Genomic DNA, 17,010 nt, shown 5'->3' with positions numbered 1-17,010 from the left:
CTTTTACCGCCTGATTGGTGCCCGCGCCGAGCTGTGGGGCGCTCTATCAGCGCGGGCTGGCGGCTCTAGGCGGCGTTGACCAGCGCAACCGCATCCGAGCCAGCGGGAAAGCGGAGCTGGCCAGACGTGTCGTGCACCGCAGCCCAGACCGCCTCGGCAACATCGGTTTCTTTCGTAGACAGCGCTGGCTGAGCGAATGCCGCGAAAATAGGCCTAGCGAAGTCAGCATAGGCCGCCGGGATCAGATCTTCGACGCGAACCGAAGTGTTCTGCGCGAAGCGCGTCGTCGGAGCATAGCCGGGCTCGACGAGCTTCGCACGGATGCCGAAGTTTGCAAGTTCATGAGCCAGCGAGCCGGTGAAGCCTTCGATGGCCTGCTTGCTCCCCGTGTAGGCAGCTGCCAACGGCATCGCGGCCAGGGTGACGCTGGAAGTAACATTGATGATGGCACCGGAGCGACGCTCCCGCATCTGCGGAATTACGGCCTGCACCATTGCCATAACGCCCAAGGTGTTCGTGTCGAAAACCTTGCGGATGTGCGACATCGGGGTCGCTTCAAAGGCACCGACGACACCGATGCCCGCATTGTTCACGAGAACATCGATCGGCCCAGCGGCGTCGACGGCGGCGGCGATGCTTTCATCGCTCGTAACGTCCAGCGGCAGGATGCGCAGGTGCTCCGAGCGCGGCAGAAGCTCGAGGTTCGGTGTCCGCATGGCGGCGACGACGTTCCAGCCATTGGCCAGGAAGTGACGAGCAGTCTCAAGGCCGTAGCCCGAGGAGGTGCCGGTAATCAGGATCGTTTGCATTGGAATCTCCATCTGGTTGCGATGGCCATTGATAAGCCCAACCAATTGGACGGACCATAATTAGAAGTCCGTTATTGTTGTCCGACTGTCCAGAAGCACTTCGATGACTGGTTCATCGCTGCGACCGCGATGGCAGGTCAATGACGACGTGGCCCAGCGGCGTGCAGCCGCGATCCAGAGGCTCAATCCCGGGGCTAGCTAAGGAGCCTCAGCGACGGCGCCGCTTCGGGCAAACCTTCCAGGCGAGCAGCCCAGCCGCTTTCGGAATGCTGTGCTGAATGCGCTCGCGGATTCGTAGCCGATTTCGTCGGCGATCCTGTCGAGCGTTTTCGCGCCGCGGATAAGGGCGTCCTTCGCCAAGGCCATCCGCCAGCGAGCCAGATATTCTATTGGACCGCAGTCGAGGACCTCGCTGAAGCGCGCAGCGAAAGCCGAGCGGGAGAGCCCGGCGATTTTTGCAAGACCCGCGACGGTCCAGCCGGCGCGTACGTCTGCGTGCATCGCGCGAAGGACGCGCGCCAGGCTGGGATCTTGCATACCCTTGAGAAGGCCGGCACGAACGTCGTCAGGCGCCATGCCACGCCAGCGAAGGGCTTCGATAAGAAGCACCTCGAGCATGCGCTGTAAGATCATTTCCTTGCCGGGCTCGTCGCCTTCGCATTCGTTCATGATCAGTTCGATTACGCCGCTGAGCTTCCCCGTACGACCCTCCGACGCCGGTATGTGGTTGACATGCGGTAGCAGCGAAAGGAGCAGAGGCGCATTGACCTGCTCAACACGAAATGTGCCGCCAAGCGACTCGAAATCGGCTTCGCCATCTTGCTCGCCATGTCGAACCGGAGTGTCCAAGGGATCGCGCGGTTCACATTCGATGCCTCGATGGCTGCTCAAGGTGAATGGCGGCGATGACGGCAAAAGAACAAAGTCCCCCTTTTGCAGCTTCGTTGGCTCTTGGCTGTCGAACGCAATCCAGCACTCGCCCTTCAGAATGATCGTGAAACCAGGCGCATTATGTGCAGCATACCGCACACCCCAGCGACCCCGACCGGTGATGGGCTTGGCAATCGCTGTGCTTGGCCGGAGCAGCGCGATGACGTCGCTAAGGGGATCCATGCTGGACGATCCATAAGTGGATAGGCTCTCATTATCATAGAGAGTCCGCGTTTGGCTGCCTAGAGTCTTCTCACTTGCGCCGAGTGGCCGACGTCGGCGCGGCCGAAGATCATATCACCCTTCTTCCCGCAGACGCGCGTCGCTAGCCGGGAGCGCCGACGATTCTTCGATAGCGTCCTTTCCGACGCGATCCGACATAGCAGATGAGGTTCGCCGTTTTCAGCGTGGCGATATCGCGCCGCGCTGTTTTGAGGCTGACCTGCCACAAGGCCATGATCTCGCTGGCCCCGCAGCGGCTGCCTTCTTCGACTCTGGCCAGGAACCAGTATTGCCGTTCGTTGAGTTCGACCGGATCAGGGTCATTCATAGGGTCGCGATCAGAGCCATCTATAGGGTCATTTCGCCGGTGTCCGGCTGCTGGCTTGCCGCCGGCGATCTCGCCTGCAGCATAAGCAGCTCGGGTCGCAGCCAGCGCGTAGCGATCGACGGGCCCTGACAGCTTGGCGGCCACCGGGCCTTCAATCAACCCGAGGATGAAGGCGCGAATGACCGGCGAGGACACGACCAGACGCAAGAAATACACTGTGTTGGGTCCATATTGGCCTGACAGCCAATGCTTGACGGCGCGCTCGCTCGCATGGGTTTGGCGCATGATCTGCTTAATCGCGCGGTGGCTATCACCGTGCTCTTTTCGCAAAAGCTCGGCCATCGTTTGAGCATAGACCTGGCGCGTGGCGAGAACGCCTTTCCATGGCGGTAATTTCCTGCCCTTTTTCTGCAACATCTTCCGGTTCCTCCGCAGTTAAACTGATCAACCTGCGGAAGGGGTGGCCTAAATTTGCCACCGGCTGAGGCGGTCGGGTGCCCGGACCATCTCAGCCAGAGAGAGGAAAGGGCAAAGTTTGCCGAAATGGGAGCTTAGCAACGACGACCGATCAGATCCGGCACCGCCTGTGCGTGCTGCCGAATATGTCCGCATGTCGACCGATCATCAGAAATATTCGACTGAAAACCAGTCCGACGCGATCCGGCACTATGCCGAGGCGCGCGGGATTGAGATCGTGCGCACCTATGCCGATGCCGGCAAGAGCGGACTCAAGATCGAGGGCCGCGATGCGCTCAGGCAACTGATTGAGGATGTTGAGGCCGGCACGGCCGATTTCACCTTGGTGCTGGTCTATGATGTCAGCCGCTGGGGCCGGTTCCAGGATGCCGATGAGAGCGCCTACTACGAATATATCTGCCGGCGCGCCGGGATTGCCGTGCAATATTGCGCCGAGCAATTCGACAATGATGGCAGCCCGGTCTCGACCATCGTCAAAGGCGTAAAGCGCGCCATGGCGGGCGAATATAGCCGCGAGCTCTCGACCAAGGTGTTTGCCGGGCAAGGCCGGCTGATCGAAAAGGGCTATCGCCAGGGCGGCCCGGCCGGGTTTGGTCTGAGGCGCATGCTGATCGATGAGCATGGCGCCATCAAGGGGGCGCTTTCGCGCGGCGAGCACAAGAGCATCCAGACCGACCGGGTGATCCTGACGCCGGGACCGGAGGAAGAGGTCGCGCTGGTGCGCGAGATTTACCGCGCCTTTGTCCATGAAGGCCGCAGCGAAAGCGCGATCGCGGCCGACCTCAATGCGCGCGGCTTCAAAACCGATCTTGGCCGGCTTTGGACGCGCGGCACGGTCCATCAGGTCCTGATCAATGAGAAATATGTTGGCGACAATGTCTGGAACCGCCGTTCGTTCAAGCTCAAGAAGAAGCGGGTGCGCAATGCGCCCGAGATGTGGATCCGCGCCGATGGCGCGTTTGAGGCTATTGTCGAACGCGAATTGTTCGAGGCGGCGCGCACGATCATCGCCGCGCGCTCGTTCCGCTTGAGCAATGAGGAGATGCTTGAGGCCCTGGCCGAACTCTACCAGCGTCAGGGCATGCTTTCGGGGATCATCATCGACGAATGCGAAGCCATGGCCTCGAGCAGCGCTTACAGTTCGCGGTTCGGCAGTCTGCTCAGGGCCTATAGTCTGGTCGGGTTCACGCCAGAGCGGGATTATCGCTACATCGAAATCAACCGGCAGCTGCGCCAGCTTCATCCCGGCATTGTGACCGAGCTGATTGCGGGGCTTACGGCCACGGGCAGCGAGAGCTGGCAGGAGGACGAGAGCGACCGGGTGATCGTCAATGGCGAATTCAGCGTCTCGGTGGTGATCGCGCGCTGTTTCGAGACCCCGACGGGGCTTTTGCGCTGGAAGCTGCGTTTCGATGCTTCGCTTGCGCCCGACATCACCGTGGTCGTGCGCATGGACCGTACCAACCGCGCGCCATTCGACTATTATCTTTTCCCGCGCATCGAGACGCTTTCCGAGAAGGTCCGGCTGAGCGAAGACAATGCGCTTGTCCTCGACGCCTACCGCTTCGACGACCTCGATCTTCTCTACACCATCGCCGCTCCCATCCCCTTACCGGAGGCTGCCTGATGCCTGCCGTGCGTTCGACACAGGTGGAAATGATCCCGATCTCGCGGATCACGGTTCTTAATTCGCGGGCGCGCAACAAGCGCCAGCACCGCGAGATCGTCAACAATATCGAGGCGATCGGGCTCAAACGGCCGATCACGGTGGCGCGCCATGATGGCCCGGGCGGCGCGCGCTACGATCTGGTCTGCGGCGAAGGCCGGCTTGAGGCCTTCCAGATGCTCGGCCAGAGCGAAATCCCGGCCGTGGTGATCGAGGCCAGCGAGAGCCAATGCCTGGTGATGAGCCTGGTTGAAAACATTGCCCGGCGCACGCCGCGTCCGATCGATATCATGCGCGAGATCGGCGCCTTGCGCGCCCGCGGCTTTAACGACACGGCGATCGGCGAAAAGCTCGGCGTCGGCGCGTCCTGGGTCAACATGATCGCTTCGCTGCTTGAGCGCGGCGAGGAGCGTCTGGTCGCAGCGGTCGAAACCGGCGTTATCCCGATCACGCTGGCGATGGAGATTTCCAAGGCCGAGAGCGAGGAAGCCCAGACCCTGCTGCTCGACGCCTATGAGACCGGCAAGCTCAGGGGCAAGAAGCTAGCGGCGGCGCGGCGCATTCTCGACATGCGCCTGCGGGCGCAGCGCAAGGGCCTACCTTCGGGCCGATTGGGGCGCAAGGGCAGCGGGAGGCGGATGACCGCCAACGATCTGATGCAGGTCTATCAACGCGAGGCGGAAAAGCAGCGGCTCTTGGTCAAGAAGTCCGATTTCACTCAGACCCGGCTCTTGTTCATCGTCGAGGCGCTCAAAGACCTGCTCGGCGATGAGGGATTCCTCAACCTGCTCCGGGCCGAGGGTCTGGCAACAATGCCGCGGGCGCTGGCGATGCGGATTTCAGGAGAGAGCGATGGCTGAACGGATCGAGGATTCGGGCGAGCGCATCCGTCAGGGGTTCGATAGCCAGTTTATGACCATAGCGGTGGCAAGCATCGTGCCGCTCAAGACGCTGCCTGAGGGCGCGCGCGAGGGCCGGAGTTTCGCGCAGGTGCTCTCTTCGATCAAAGCGATTGGGCTGGTCGAGGCCCCGGTGGTCATGGCCGACACGTCCAGGACCGGCTCCTACTTCCTGCTCGACGGGCATTTGCGGATTGAGGCGCTGAAGCAACTTGGCATTGAAGAGGTCGAATGCCTGATCGCGACCGAAGACGATACCTATACCTATAACAAGCGGGTCAACCGGATCCCGCCGATCCAGGAGCACCGGATGATCGCGCGGGCCATGGAGCGCGGCGTGCCGGCGGCCGACATTGCCGAGGCGCTGAACCTGCAGGTGGAATCGGTCATCCGGCGCTTTCGCCTGCTCGACGGTATCAGCGCCGAAGCGGCCGAGATGCTGAAAGACACGCCCTGCTCGATGAGGGTGTTCGACATATTGCGGCAGATGTCGGCGGTGCGCCAGATCGAGGCTGCGGACCTGATGATCGGGCAGAACAACTTTTCGATCATGTTTGCCCGCGCCCTTCGCGCGGCAACGCCGGACAATCAGCTGGCTGCAGTTAAGAAGGGCAAGGGCGCGGCCGCCCCGACCCCGTCGGGCCAGCAGATCGCGCGCATGGAGCGCGAGCTGGCGGCGCTGCAGACGCAGGTGAAATCGGTCGAGGAAACCTATGGTATCGACAATCTGCATCTGACGGTGGCGCGCGGCTATATCGCCAAGCTCCTGGCCAATGGCCGCGTGGCGCGCTGGCTCGCCAGCCACCGCCAGGAATATCTCGGCGAATTCGAAAAGATCGCCGAGATCGACACGCTCGCGCCGCTGGCCGAGCAGGACGCCTGAGCCAACCAATGGGGACCCGGACCCGATAAGCGCGGGGACCATGGGAGACGCCGCACGCTGGGGCGGATCGAGCATGGCGGTGGGAATGGCGGCGAACCCGCATGGAGCCCACCAGGCTGGCCGCCATCAGGTCCAGCCGCACGCGGAAGCACGACAAGCTCCCGTATCTCAGCTCGGCGTGCCGGAGGACGCCATCCGGCACGCCGACTTTGCTTTCCTCGAAGCGCGGCTAGTCAGAGTCGGCCAGATGTCCCAGGCGGTAGGACACTCGTCAAACGGCCAGAGTTCCATACCCGACTCAAGTACGTGAAGGCACTGGCCGAATAACCACTATCTCAATCGTTCTGACGCGCCACCCATTGGGTGTGTTCGCGCGAAAATGCGCGCTCAGACTCGTTCACGAATTCAGAGAATTCAGACTCGCTGGTAACATCGCTAATCCGGGTCTGTATGATCCCGATCTCATGAGCCGTGAGGCTATATGCCGAGGCCAGCTCGTTGAATTTCTTGATCTGAATCCAACCAATCGCGGCAGACGCGACGACAAGCAGCGGTTCTGCCGGCCAGATCGACCAACCTTCAGTGTAGCGCGAACGGATGAGCGCAAGAACGATAGCGCTGCCTTGAATGAGGATGCAGAAGGCGATCCAGCCCAAAAAATGCCGTCGGTTGGTTTTTACCTTGCGGACATACCAGTTGCGCTGTTCGAGAATGCGCTTGGTCCGGTAAAACTCGCGCCGCTCCTCAAGAGGAAGAGCACGGATTTCGTTCATCTTGGGCGTAATCTGATCACCCATCTTCGGACGGCGGCTGATTGAATCGCGCACATGGCTGTTCGCGTCCAGAATCCCTTTGAGGAACGCTGCGAACTTCTGCTTGACCGAACTGACCTGGGGAACGTCTTCGAAAGGCTCGGAGCGCATCATGTAGCGCCATGTCGACGTTTTGATGGATTCGGCGAGCGCGCGGCACCCGTACCAGTCCTTCTCCGGTTTCTTGACCGACATATAGATCAGCAGCGCCGTCGATGCTCCAACGATAAACGCGTAAACGAGCAGAAGCGCCGGCGCATTGTCGAACCAGAGCGCGACTGTCGCGGCCGTGATCAACAGCCCGTATTGGAGCCGGATCAGCCACAGGTAGCTCGACTGCGCGGCGACAGAGGACTCGTCGGCGGAATGGAACAGAGCGGGATAATCTTCAGGCGTCACAAGCCGAGATCCTTGTAAACCTGATCCTTATAATGCCAGTTGTCCCCTTTGCCCTGATATTTACTGTAGTTCGCACAAAAATCATCAAGGGCGTACTTGATGATCCGAGCATTGAAAGACACGTGCACGGCGTCTGCATCACGAAGGATCGGCGGGCAGAGGTCAGCATCATAGCGCCGCATCTTGTTCAGATTTACGGCCACAATCGGTAGGCCGAGCCTCTGGCAGACTTCGATCTCCCATCGGACGAAGCGATACAGGTTCTTTGTCGACTCACCGATCAGCACAACAGCCTGCTTTGCGCTGGAGAACCGCTCGCGGAGTTTCCGCTTAGTATTTTCCTCACTCGACGCATTTGTGATCGTGTTCAGATCATGGGCGTCATGGAAGTTGAACTCGATGTTCTTGTTCTTATTCCAACCCTTCATGTAGCCATAGGCCCACATGTCGCTGTCGGCATCAAAAATCACATAGGTCTTGTTCCGGTAGCCCATCGCTCCCCCCTGTTATTGGTGATCAACTGATTGTTTCGCGCGCCTCAGACTGGCCGGGCAGCAGGGATCTTTCCAGATCAAGCACGACCCGCAGGCACAGATCGGCGAAGCGCTCGATCTCGCCGCCGATCAGTCGCACCGTTTCGCCTGGTTGGTCTGATTGCGTGAGTTCGACGTAATGCTCATCGGCGATTCCGAGATTGTGCCCAATGACGTGGCGCTTCTCGATATTCAGGCGCAGCAGTTCGAGGTCGCCTTCAGACAGGACATGGAATGGATCGATACCGATCCGTTCGAAAAGGGAACGTCCACGCTCGATGTTCTGGAAGGCATTACCGATCTGCTTCTTTTTCAGCAGTCCTTCGGCTTTGTCCGGCAGGCGTTCGCGAACAAGATGACGGTAAAGCGTCTTTAAAGCAGTCTCGAAGGCCGTCAGAACGTCTTCGTGGGCGTTTCCCATCAGGCGATACGCCGTCTCGCGCCGTCCGGCTTCATACTGCGCGTCAGCTAGGGTAACCTGTTCGCGCACCAGCTCGACTTCCCGCTCAAAATGCTGACCGTAGCCCGGCGCACCACAATCCGGGCAGAACAGCGCAATGGCGTAGACGGCGTACTCTCGCGCGCAGACACTGCAGGTCAATTCTCGCAGGAGGTCTTCACGGATGGCGAGAGGCTGCGGTCGTCTGCTCGGCTTGAAATCCATCTTTATCGAGATCAGCCCGCTCTTGCCCTGACGTCGGTTAAAGCTCTTCGCCAGATCGGCGATATGATCCTCGACGTCCGCTGTTGCTTCCCACGCCACTTGCTTTTTGACGGCCTCGATGTCGGAGAAATGGATGAACTCATCGTCATCGGCCACAAAGCCAGAATAGGGACATACCGTTTGTCCTGGGCCCGGCTCGCGTCGGATGGCCAGACGGTGTTCTTCCGATATCGCACGTGTCTCTGGAGCGTCCCCGATCAGAAATAGCCGGGGCGCCGCGCTCGGATTCGGAGAATATTGGTAGGCCTTGCCCGAAGGACTGCGGGGCAGCGGGTAGGAAAGCTGCATCTTATCGCGCGTCCCTCCTGTTCTATGGCGCTCAAGACGCCGGAAGTGGAAATTGCTCATTTTCGTCCCTCGCAACGCTTGTAAATTGCCCGGATGAGTGCGTAACCGCCGCCGGTTGGACCAAGCTTCGTTCCCTGAGATCGCCAGCCCATCATCCTACCGGTTCCAGATCCACCGGCTCTTCCCTCAGGATCAGGCGGCGAAGCCGCCCCAGCATGTCGGTGCTGTTGGCCACGTCGATGCTTGCGGTTTCCAGGATCGTGGCGTGTCCGGTGATCGCATAACGCCCATGAACCATGTCTTGGCCGCCGAGGCCGGGATGGTGGGGATAGAGCAGCGTCAGGCGCGGCGCGTCATAGAGCTGGGCATAGGCCATCATCTGGTAGACATCTGCCTGCGAGACGCCCTGTTTGGGATCATCGATCCGCGCCGATATCCGCTTCCACTTAGTGTCGATGACATGGACGACTTTGCTATTCTGGCGGATGAGGATATCGGGCTTGGTCTGGAACAGGGCGCGCCCACTATCCTGTGCGCTCAGGCAAAATAGCCGCCCGCCTTGCAGCGAAACGGTAAACCCGGTCCCCGCCAAGGCGCGCGCGATCAAGCGTCCGACATATTCCTCGAACAGCGCGTTCATCTCGAACAGCATGGCGGTGCCCTGGCCGGCGCCGCCGGTCGTCGTCTGATAGCGGTCCTGCAAAAAGAGCTGAGCCATGGCGAAGAGCTCTTGCCAGGACCGGTTGGTGCGATCGATTATCACCTGATCCCAGCGCAGCGCGGCCACCGGCACGTCGGTAATATCGGCATAGACGAAAGCCAGCTCGCGCAGACGTTGCTGGTTTGCGGGCCGGCGCGAGAGCCGCGCCAGGCGCAGCACTGCCGCTTTCATGATCCGGTTGAGCGGCGTGTCTTCGGACAGAAGATCGAAGCGGCAGGCAAGGCGCGAGGGATTGACCGCATGGCGGGTGAACTGGCGGGTAATGTCGAGCTGGCCGCGCAAGGTCGGCAGATCGTCTTCGCAGGTGATATAGCGGCGCGGCATGCCCTTGCGCAGCGCTTCGGTCAGCTTGTCGCAAAAGATGCGGATCAGGATTTCGAGCAGGGTCTCGCGCTGCCAGGCGAGATCGGTGATGACGCCCAGGTCAATTTTCAAATCCAGCGCAACCGCCAGCATATGCACCAGGCGCTTGCGGATCGCCGCGTTCTGGTAATCGGTTGTTTCACCGGGCGCCACATCGATCTTGGGCAGGATCTCCAGGCTGGCATCGCCCGCTGCCAGAATTCCCACAACGCCGCGCGCGCGCAAGGCATGCCGGCCATGTTCGAGCACACCACTGCCGCCGCGCCCAGCGAAGGTCGAGCGGGCTGCCAGCGCCGCCAGCTTCTCGGCATGGCCATCGAGAATCTGCCCCGCGCCTTCGCCATAGGCGAGCTTGTCCCATTCCCGAACCGTATAGGCGGGCATCAGGCGGCAAACTCCGAAAAGTCGAAGCGCGCCTTGACGCTCCAGCGCAGCTTGTCGCCGCCCAGCTCATCATCGGCAAAGCCCGCCGGCGCCGTCAGCCGCCGCGCTTCGACGAAATGGGAGCCATTGGTGCCGTCGCCATCGCCGAGAACCGCGGCGACTTTCGACCAGTCCTCGTAGAAATATTCCGCCAAGAGCGGTATGACCTTGTGGCGCATGACGCTCTCGACATCGGCGCGGCTACGGCAGCCAGTGAAATAGGCGTGGCCGATCTGGTGTTCGCGATCGAAGAGATATTCGATCCGCTCGTTGATCGTGTGCAGCAGCTTGCACAGATCGATCCCCTCGAGATTTGCGGCATCGAGCCCCCTAGCCGCCACGGCCTGCCGCAGTTCCTCGATATCGGGCATCAGCTCGCGGAAGGTGAAGCGGCGGCGAAGTGCGGTGTCGAGCAGCGCGATTGACCGGTCCGCCGTGTTCATCGTGCCGATAATGTGCAGGTTGGCCGGCACGCCGAAACTCGTCCCCGAATAGGGAAGCCGCACGCGGACCTCGTTTTCACAGCCGAGCCGCTTGTCGGTTTCGAGCAGCGTGATCAGCTCGCCGAACACCTTGGAGATATTGGCCCTGTTGATCTCGTCGATAATCAGGACATGCGGCCGTGCGCCGGCCACCGGCCGCTCGGCATTGGGATCGATCACCACCGCTTCGAGCGCATCCCAGTCGATCCGGTCCGGATCAAGCCGATAAGCTGACTGGCGGCGGAAATTGCGGGCGTAGAATGGCGCGCGCTCGGCGCCATTATCATCACGCCAGATCCATTCGACGCTGCGTCGATGCGGATGGAAATCGGCGTCGGCATCGAAATAATACTCGCCGCTCACCCGGCCAAAGGCACGGTAGCTGTCACGGCCATCGGAGACGACGACATAGTCGCCGACCTGCAGGCCGGAGCGAAAGGCGTAAAGCATCTCGATATTGGGGTCCTTGCCGGATGCGTCGGGATCCTTCTGATCGTTCCACGTCTTCCGGATTTCTTCGAAATCATCAAAGCGCTCGTCGGACCAGTCGATATCGCCGCCCCAGCCAAGATGGATCAGCCCGCCATCGAGCCCTTCGCGGATTCGGCCTTCCTGGCTGCCGCGCTGACCGAGCGCGATCTTGTAGATCGGGCGCGAGCGGTCGAGCCGCTTGGCCGGCGCATCGCCGGTGTCGAGCCGTGCTCTCTCACTGATGATCTTGAACACGCCGGCATGAGGCTTGAGGTTGAAGCCCCCCGACGTGCTGGCAGCCTCATCGTCGCCTTCCTGCTCGACGCCTGTCGTCGGCCGCAGCCCCTCGACAAAATCCTCGTAGGCGAAGGACTGGTGAAAAGTGACGAACTCGATCCGTCCCTCACCGGCAAGACGGCGGTACTCAGCCATCAGGGCATCGCGGTCACCGCGCAGGGGTTCGGCCGCGACTTCGCCCAGGCAAAGCCGCACGGCCTCCCAGGCGGTGGCATAGGTCTTGCCGGTCCCGGGCGGGCCGTAAAGGATGAGATTGGTGGTCGCCGGCATCGCGGTCATTGGTTCAAAGGTCATGGTTTGGTGCCCTTCCGCTGAGGCGAGCTGGTAGGTGAAGACGGTGGAACTGCTGGGATTTGGCAGCGTGTGCGAGGGCGCCGGGACATTGGCGAGCTTCTGAAATTTCTCGCCGCCGAGCGCGCTGCAGATCGCCGGGAACGCGTCACGCAGCCCCATGTCGCGGCCAAGATCGCCGGCGCGGATTGCAATGTCTGCCGCGCCGTTCTCACGGGCCGGTTCGACATAATAGTTTCGCGCACAGAGCCGGATGCGATCTGCGTCGCGGATCAGATGCTCGTAGCGCTCGGGCGGGGTGACCGGGGCGTCATCGGCATCGACTATAATGTAACCCGCATTGTGGAGCTGGGCGGCGGCATCGGCCTTCTGTCCCCACCCGCCATTGAGCTGCGTCTTACTGCGCAGAAAACCGACGATCGGCTTGGAGGGATAGACGCGACCCGGCCGCGCGCGTGTCGAGCGCACCCAATAGTCACGCGGCTCGCCAAAAGCCTCGAAGATGGCGGCGTGCTCGCCCGACTTGCGGTAGCTGTCATAGGCGTCCATCGCCGCCTCGATCGCTTCGCGCGAAAAGGTCGCCACATCTTCTTCCTTGTAATTGTAGACGATCCACAGCGCGCTTTGCACGTCGATCATGTCGCGCGGCGCTAGGCCCCGATCCGCAAAAGCGGCGCGCACGGCCTGCATGAAGCGCCATTCGTCGCGATAGGTGTCGGCCATCGACGCATGATCGGGAAAGCGGCTGCCGACGGCTTCGAGCCAGAGATCCTGGCGCACCGAATGGCGGATATAGATGCCATCATCGGGGGCGAGATGGAGGAACAGGAATTCGGCGATCTGGCGCGCCGGATCGGGTTTGCCATCGGGGACGGCCGCAATCCACGCGTCAACAAAGGCCTCCAGCGCCGAGGCGTGACCGTCCGCTGCGCCAAGCGCGGCGTCGACAAGCGCGCGCAAGGCCGGCCAGAGCTGCTCGCGATCGGCGTCGCCTTTGGGCGACATCGGCCAATAAGCGCGCCATTGCAGCAGATTGCTTTTGGCCAGCGCGGTGTTGACGGCATCGGCCAGTTCCTGGTCGGAACCGGCCTGTTCGATCGCCGTCCTGAGCTCGGCGGCAATCGCCAATTTGTAGGTCCGCTCCGCCTCATCGAAATGCGGATCGGGCGGATCGAAACGGTCAAAGGCGGGAAAGAAATGGCGTAGCCGCTCGATCCAGCGCGTGATCGCAGCCGGATTGAGCATCAGCGCATCGCCGGACTGCAACAGCACCGCAATCAGCCGGCGCAGGCTGTCGGCATCTTCAATCCTCACGACAAAGCAGTCAGCGTCGCCAAAGGACCAGTCGCGGCTGAGGGCGGAATGCCGCCCACCATCCTTCATGCCGCGCTGATAAGGACGCAACTCGGTGGCAAAGCCATTCGTCTCGACAGAATCGCGCCATTTTGTGTGCAGAAAGACGTTGGACGGATTCTGGATTTCCCACACGAGCCGCTCGCCAGCGCCAAATTCAAGCGACACCATCTTCTTGGTGATACCCGCGCCGGGACGAAGCCCCGAGCTGCGCAATACCTCGAAAAGCACTCTTCGCAGTGGAATGGAGCCTTCGCGCTCATTTTCATCGAGGCGCGCCTCGAAATTCTCCCACATTCAAATGTCTCCAAATTCAGGCAGCGCGCATAGCGTGTTGACGAGGCGCATCTGTTCAACGGTGTTGCATTTTGCTTCGCGCAGCCGCGGTGCGCCGAAGACGAGCGCCAGGCCTTTGGCGCGCGAGACAGCGACATTGATGCGGTTGAGCGAGAACAGGAAATCCATGCCGCGCGGGGTTTCCTCGACCGAGGAGGCGGTCATGGACACCAGGCAGACGGGTGCTTCCTGCCCCTGGAACTTGTCGACCGTGCCGACACGAATGCCAGCGGGCAACGCGTCCTGCAGGGCATTGACCTGCGCATTATAGGGCGCAACGACGATGATATCGGCGGGCTCAAGGGCGCGCGGTGTCCCATCCTTATCGGTCCAGCTCCCCGAGAGCAGATCGTCGATCGCCGCCTGAATGGCAGCGACTTCCTCGGCTGCGATCTGGGCATTGCCCTCATGGACGACCGGCACCCAGAAAGCGCCCGCTTCAGGAAAGCCCGTCCCGCGGACTGCCTGGACGGCTGTATCGGGCGCGCTAACAAGCCTGCCTTCATAGACCTGCTGCGAGATGAACCCGCAGACATCGGGATGCATGCGGCGTGAGACCGGCAGGAAGATGCCGCGATCGGGCGGGATAGTGGCGTGCTCGCCCAGCATCCACTCGAGACAGGAAAGGTTGGCCGGATCGGGATGGGCACCCTGGATGACCTGCGGCAATTGCCGCGGGTCGCCGACCAAGACGATGTTGCGCGCGCAGCGCCCCATGGCGACCATATTGGCCAGCCCCACTTGCCCGGCTTCATCGACGAAGAGCCAGTCGAGCGCCTGCTCGTGCTCGGATCGGGCAAAAAAGAAGGCGGTGCCGCCGACCACATGGGCGCGGCTCCAGAGGGAATCGTCATTGGCCGTCGAGCGGATGACGCCGGTACAGTCGTCCGGATAACTGTCTTCGCCGCTGCTGACCTTGTGCCCGATGCACAGGCCCGGGACAGGATCGCCATCATCTTGCGCGGCAAGACACCCCATCAGCACATTGCGGATCGCCTCATGGCTGCTCGAGGCCACGCCAACACGGTGCCCCTGGCGCACCAGCGCAAGGATTGCCCGCGCGGTGACATAGGTCTTGCCGGTTCCCGGCGGCCCCTGGATCGGCAGCACAGTGCCATCCATGGCGACGATCGCCGCGATCGTGCCGGTCAGGGGATCGGCGCCATCGAGCAGATCGGCGCGCTGTTCCGTCACCAGATGCGGGGCCGTGCGCGCAAGCAAATCATCGAGTGCCGTCAGGCGGCGCACGCCGCATTGATCGTCGATCACATCGCGCAGGGCCGCGGCAATGACGTCCGTATTGAGCGGCCAATCGGGGTGGAGCGTCAGGCGATCGGTCAAAAGATGGGCCTTGGCCGGCCCCGCCTTGATCGCGATGATCCGCTCGGAGCGGTCGAGCTCTTCGATGCTGACCGTGGCCGGCGGCCCGTCGATAACCGGGACCGTCGCTTTGCGGCCGGCCCGCAGCTTGGTCTCCTGAAGCGGAAAGCGATAACGGCGCAGCACCGAGCGTTTGACGGGTTCTGCCGGATCAATGGCTTCCAGGCCGGCCAAGGCATCGAGATCGTCGATCAGCTCGTCCTCGTCCTTGCCAGCGCTATCGAAAACCGCCCATTGCGCCGGCTTGGCCTCGCGCTTGTGGAACAGGCCAAGGTTGAACAACATGTCTTGCCGCTCCTGCGGCAGACCGGATGCGGCAAGCCTCGCGCGCAAGGCCTGCGTATCGGCATCCTCCTCGACTTCCTTGTCGCCGGCATCCACCGCAAGCACCGGCCAGGGTGCGGCGGGGCGGATGCTCACCAACCAGTCGCGCAGCTCCTCGGTCGAAATACAGTCGATGCGATTGTAGTCTTCGATCTCGTCAAGAATCGTTTGTTCGCCGGTTTCGCGCCAGCGTTCATAGGCAACGACCGAGCCGCCGGCGGTTTTGACCTCACCTTCGCGCACCCGGCCATAGAAGGCTTCCATCGACTTGATCGAGTAATTGGCTTCCGAGCCAATCAGCGCGCCGCGCACCACCGCGAAAAGATCGACAAAACGCCGCTCGCGCAGCAGACGATCGAGAAAGGCCTCACCGATTCCATATTGGGCAGTCAGCCGCCGCAAGGCGGTGATCTCATAGGGCGCATAGTGATAGATGCGCGCTTCGGGATAGGCCGCGAGCCTTTGCCGGAAAAACTCCAGAAGGTCAGCCAAGGCACGCGCTTCGGCGCCGTGATCATGCGCCCAGAAAGCCTGGAACTGACCGTCGAACCAGACGCCGTGAAGATATTCGAGACCGCCTTCGTAATGCGGATCGCCCTCGATATCGTAGAAAAGATCGCCCGGCTGCGGCGCGGGCAAAAGATCGAAGCCCTTGCCGGGCTCGGCGTCGCGCAACTCGAAGGCCGGCGCCCCGGTCTTGCGGGCGTGCTGCAGGCGCGCCTGTGTCACCAATCGCGCCCGGGTGGTCTCGGCCATGCCGCGGATGGGATGATCGAGACCGGCCAGCCGCTCCATGGTGGTGATACCCGCCGCCTCGAGCTTCTTGACCTGGGTCCGGGTAATATTGGCGACGTTGAACAGGCTGTCCTCGGCCTGCCACTGGCTTTCGCAGTGATCGCCCCAGCGGCAAAGCCCACAATCGGCACAAGGTATCGGCCGGGTCGGCACCGGGTTTTCGAGGAATGCCTCGAGCCGCTGACGCGCCATGCGCGCATAAGCCTGATAGTCCGCGAGCCGTAGCTGCGCCCGGCTGCCATCACCGAGTTCGACATGGGCAAATTCGGGGGCGACACCCTGAATCTCGGTCAGCAAATCCGAGTAGAGCACCAGTTGCAGCACATGTTTGGGATGGGGCCGCCGCTTGAGCTTTGTGTCGGTGACTTCGTAGCTGAAGGGGCCGAGATCCGACGGGCGCTCTACGCGTTCGAGAAAGTCCGACCAACCGCCCCAATTGTCGCCCAGAAGCGCGCCCTGAAAGACGATCTGCGGCCCGCTTGCCAAAGCCGCCCGGGTTGTCTGCGCATTCTCGGCAAGGTCGGACCGATCGATCTCGATCACCGACACATTCGATGCCTTGAGCTTGGCTAGGTGAGCCGCCTCGTGGGCATCGCCCTGCTTCTGGAGCAGCGCGGCATCTTCGGTATCTTCGCGGGGAACTGGCCCCGTGCCATGCATATAGGCGAGATCGAGCGCGGTTGCGTGAGCGCAGCCCATGAACCGCATCAGATCCGATGCGGACAAGAGTATCCGATCACCCTCAATAGTTCGCATTGTTGCCCCCTCGTCGAACGCAATCCGCGACAAGACTTGCATCTCGAC

12 protein-coding genes are annotated in these 17,010 nt (G+C 61.7%); 3 read left to right on the top strand and 9 right to left on the bottom strand.

Going from position 1 to position 17,010, the window contains the following annotated elements:
• Positions 1-65: 65 nt before the first annotated feature.
• The 3 genes from IE151_RS08890 to IE151_RS08880 all read right to left on the bottom strand — a co-directional run bounded on the left by IE151_RS08890 (position 66) and on the right by IE151_RS08880 (position 2,706).
• Positions 66-809, bottom strand: a complete 744-nt coding sequence (locus IE151_RS08890; protein WP_189489640.1) for an SDR family oxidoreductase — start codon at positions 807-809, stop codon at positions 66-68.
• A 198-nt stretch (positions 810-1,007) separates the two neighbouring features.
• Positions 1,008-1,922, bottom strand: coding sequence for an AraC family transcriptional regulator (locus IE151_RS08885; protein WP_189489639.1), 915 nt, complete (start codon positions 1,920-1,922; stop codon positions 1,008-1,010).
• 142 nt (positions 1,923-2,064) lie between these two features.
• Complete coding sequence (locus IE151_RS08880) at positions 2,065-2,706, bottom strand: Fic family protein (protein WP_189489638.1); 642 nt, start codon at positions 2,704-2,706, stop codon at positions 2,065-2,067.
• 169 nt (positions 2,707-2,875) lie between these two features.
• Between IE151_RS08880 and IE151_RS08875 the strand changes: the two genes are divergently transcribed.
• The 3 genes from IE151_RS08875 to IE151_RS08865 are packed head-to-tail and all read left to right on the top strand — an operon-like array spanning position 2,876 to position 6,214.
• Positions 2,876-4,393, top strand: coding sequence for a recombinase family protein (locus IE151_RS08875; protein WP_280517244.1), 1,518 nt, complete (start codon positions 2,876-2,878; stop codon positions 4,391-4,393).
• Positions 4,393-5,292 carry a plasmid partitioning protein RepB C-terminal domain-containing protein gene (locus IE151_RS08870; RefSeq protein WP_189489637.1) on the top strand — a complete coding sequence of 300 codons (900 nt, stop codon included), beginning with the start codon at positions 4,393-4,395 and terminating at the stop codon, positions 5,290-5,292. Before IE151_RS08875 ends, IE151_RS08870 begins: the two co-directional genes overlap by 1 nt.
• Positions 5,285-6,214: a plasmid partitioning protein RepB C-terminal domain-containing protein gene (locus IE151_RS08865; protein WP_210310877.1), complete on the top strand. Its 930-nt coding sequence runs from the start codon at positions 5,285-5,287 to the stop codon at positions 6,212-6,214. The genes IE151_RS08870 and IE151_RS08865 overlap by 8 nt, the downstream gene beginning before the upstream one ends.
• Positions 6,215-6,549: 335 nt before the next feature.
• Here IE151_RS08865 and IE151_RS08860 read toward each other — a convergent pair whose 3' ends face one another.
• The 6 genes from IE151_RS08860 to IE151_RS08835 all read right to left on the bottom strand — a co-directional run bounded on the left by IE151_RS08860 (position 6,550) and on the right by IE151_RS08835 (position 16,962).
• Positions 6,550-7,425, bottom strand: a complete 876-nt coding sequence (locus IE151_RS08860; protein WP_189489636.1) for a DUF4231 domain-containing protein — start codon at positions 7,423-7,425, stop codon at positions 6,550-6,552.
• Positions 7,422-7,919 (bottom strand): TIR domain-containing protein, encoded by a 498-nt coding sequence (locus IE151_RS08855; protein ID WP_189489635.1) that lies wholly within the window; start codon positions 7,917-7,919, stop codon positions 7,422-7,424. Before IE151_RS08855 ends, IE151_RS08860 begins: the two co-directional genes overlap by 4 nt.
• A gap of 22 nt (positions 7,920-7,941) precedes the next feature.
• Positions 7,942-9,030, bottom strand: a complete 1,089-nt coding sequence (locus tag IE151_RS08850; RefSeq protein ID WP_189489634.1) for a hypothetical protein — start codon at positions 9,028-9,030, stop codon at positions 7,942-7,944.
• Between the two features lie 91 nt (positions 9,031-9,121).
• Positions 9,122-10,438, bottom strand: coding sequence for an McrC family protein (locus IE151_RS08845; RefSeq protein WP_189489633.1), 1,317 nt, complete (start codon positions 10,436-10,438; stop codon positions 9,122-9,124).
• Positions 10,438-13,668, bottom strand: a complete 3,231-nt coding sequence (locus IE151_RS08840; protein WP_244636670.1) for an AAA family ATPase — start codon at positions 13,666-13,668, stop codon at positions 10,438-10,440. The genes IE151_RS08845 and IE151_RS08840 overlap by 1 nt, the downstream gene beginning before the upstream one ends.
• Positions 13,669-16,962 (bottom strand): TM0106 family RecB-like putative nuclease, encoded by a 3,294-nt coding sequence (locus IE151_RS08835; RefSeq protein WP_189489632.1) that lies wholly within the window; start codon positions 16,960-16,962, stop codon positions 13,669-13,671.
• Between the last annotated feature and the right edge of the window lie 48 nt (positions 16,963-17,010).

Source organism: Limoniibacter endophyticus (assembly GCF_014652835.1).
Classification (GTDB): domain Bacteria; phylum Pseudomonadota; class Alphaproteobacteria; order Rhizobiales; family Rhizobiaceae; genus Limoniibacter; species Limoniibacter endophyticus.
This window is presented reverse-complemented; position numbering and strand designations above follow the sequence as displayed.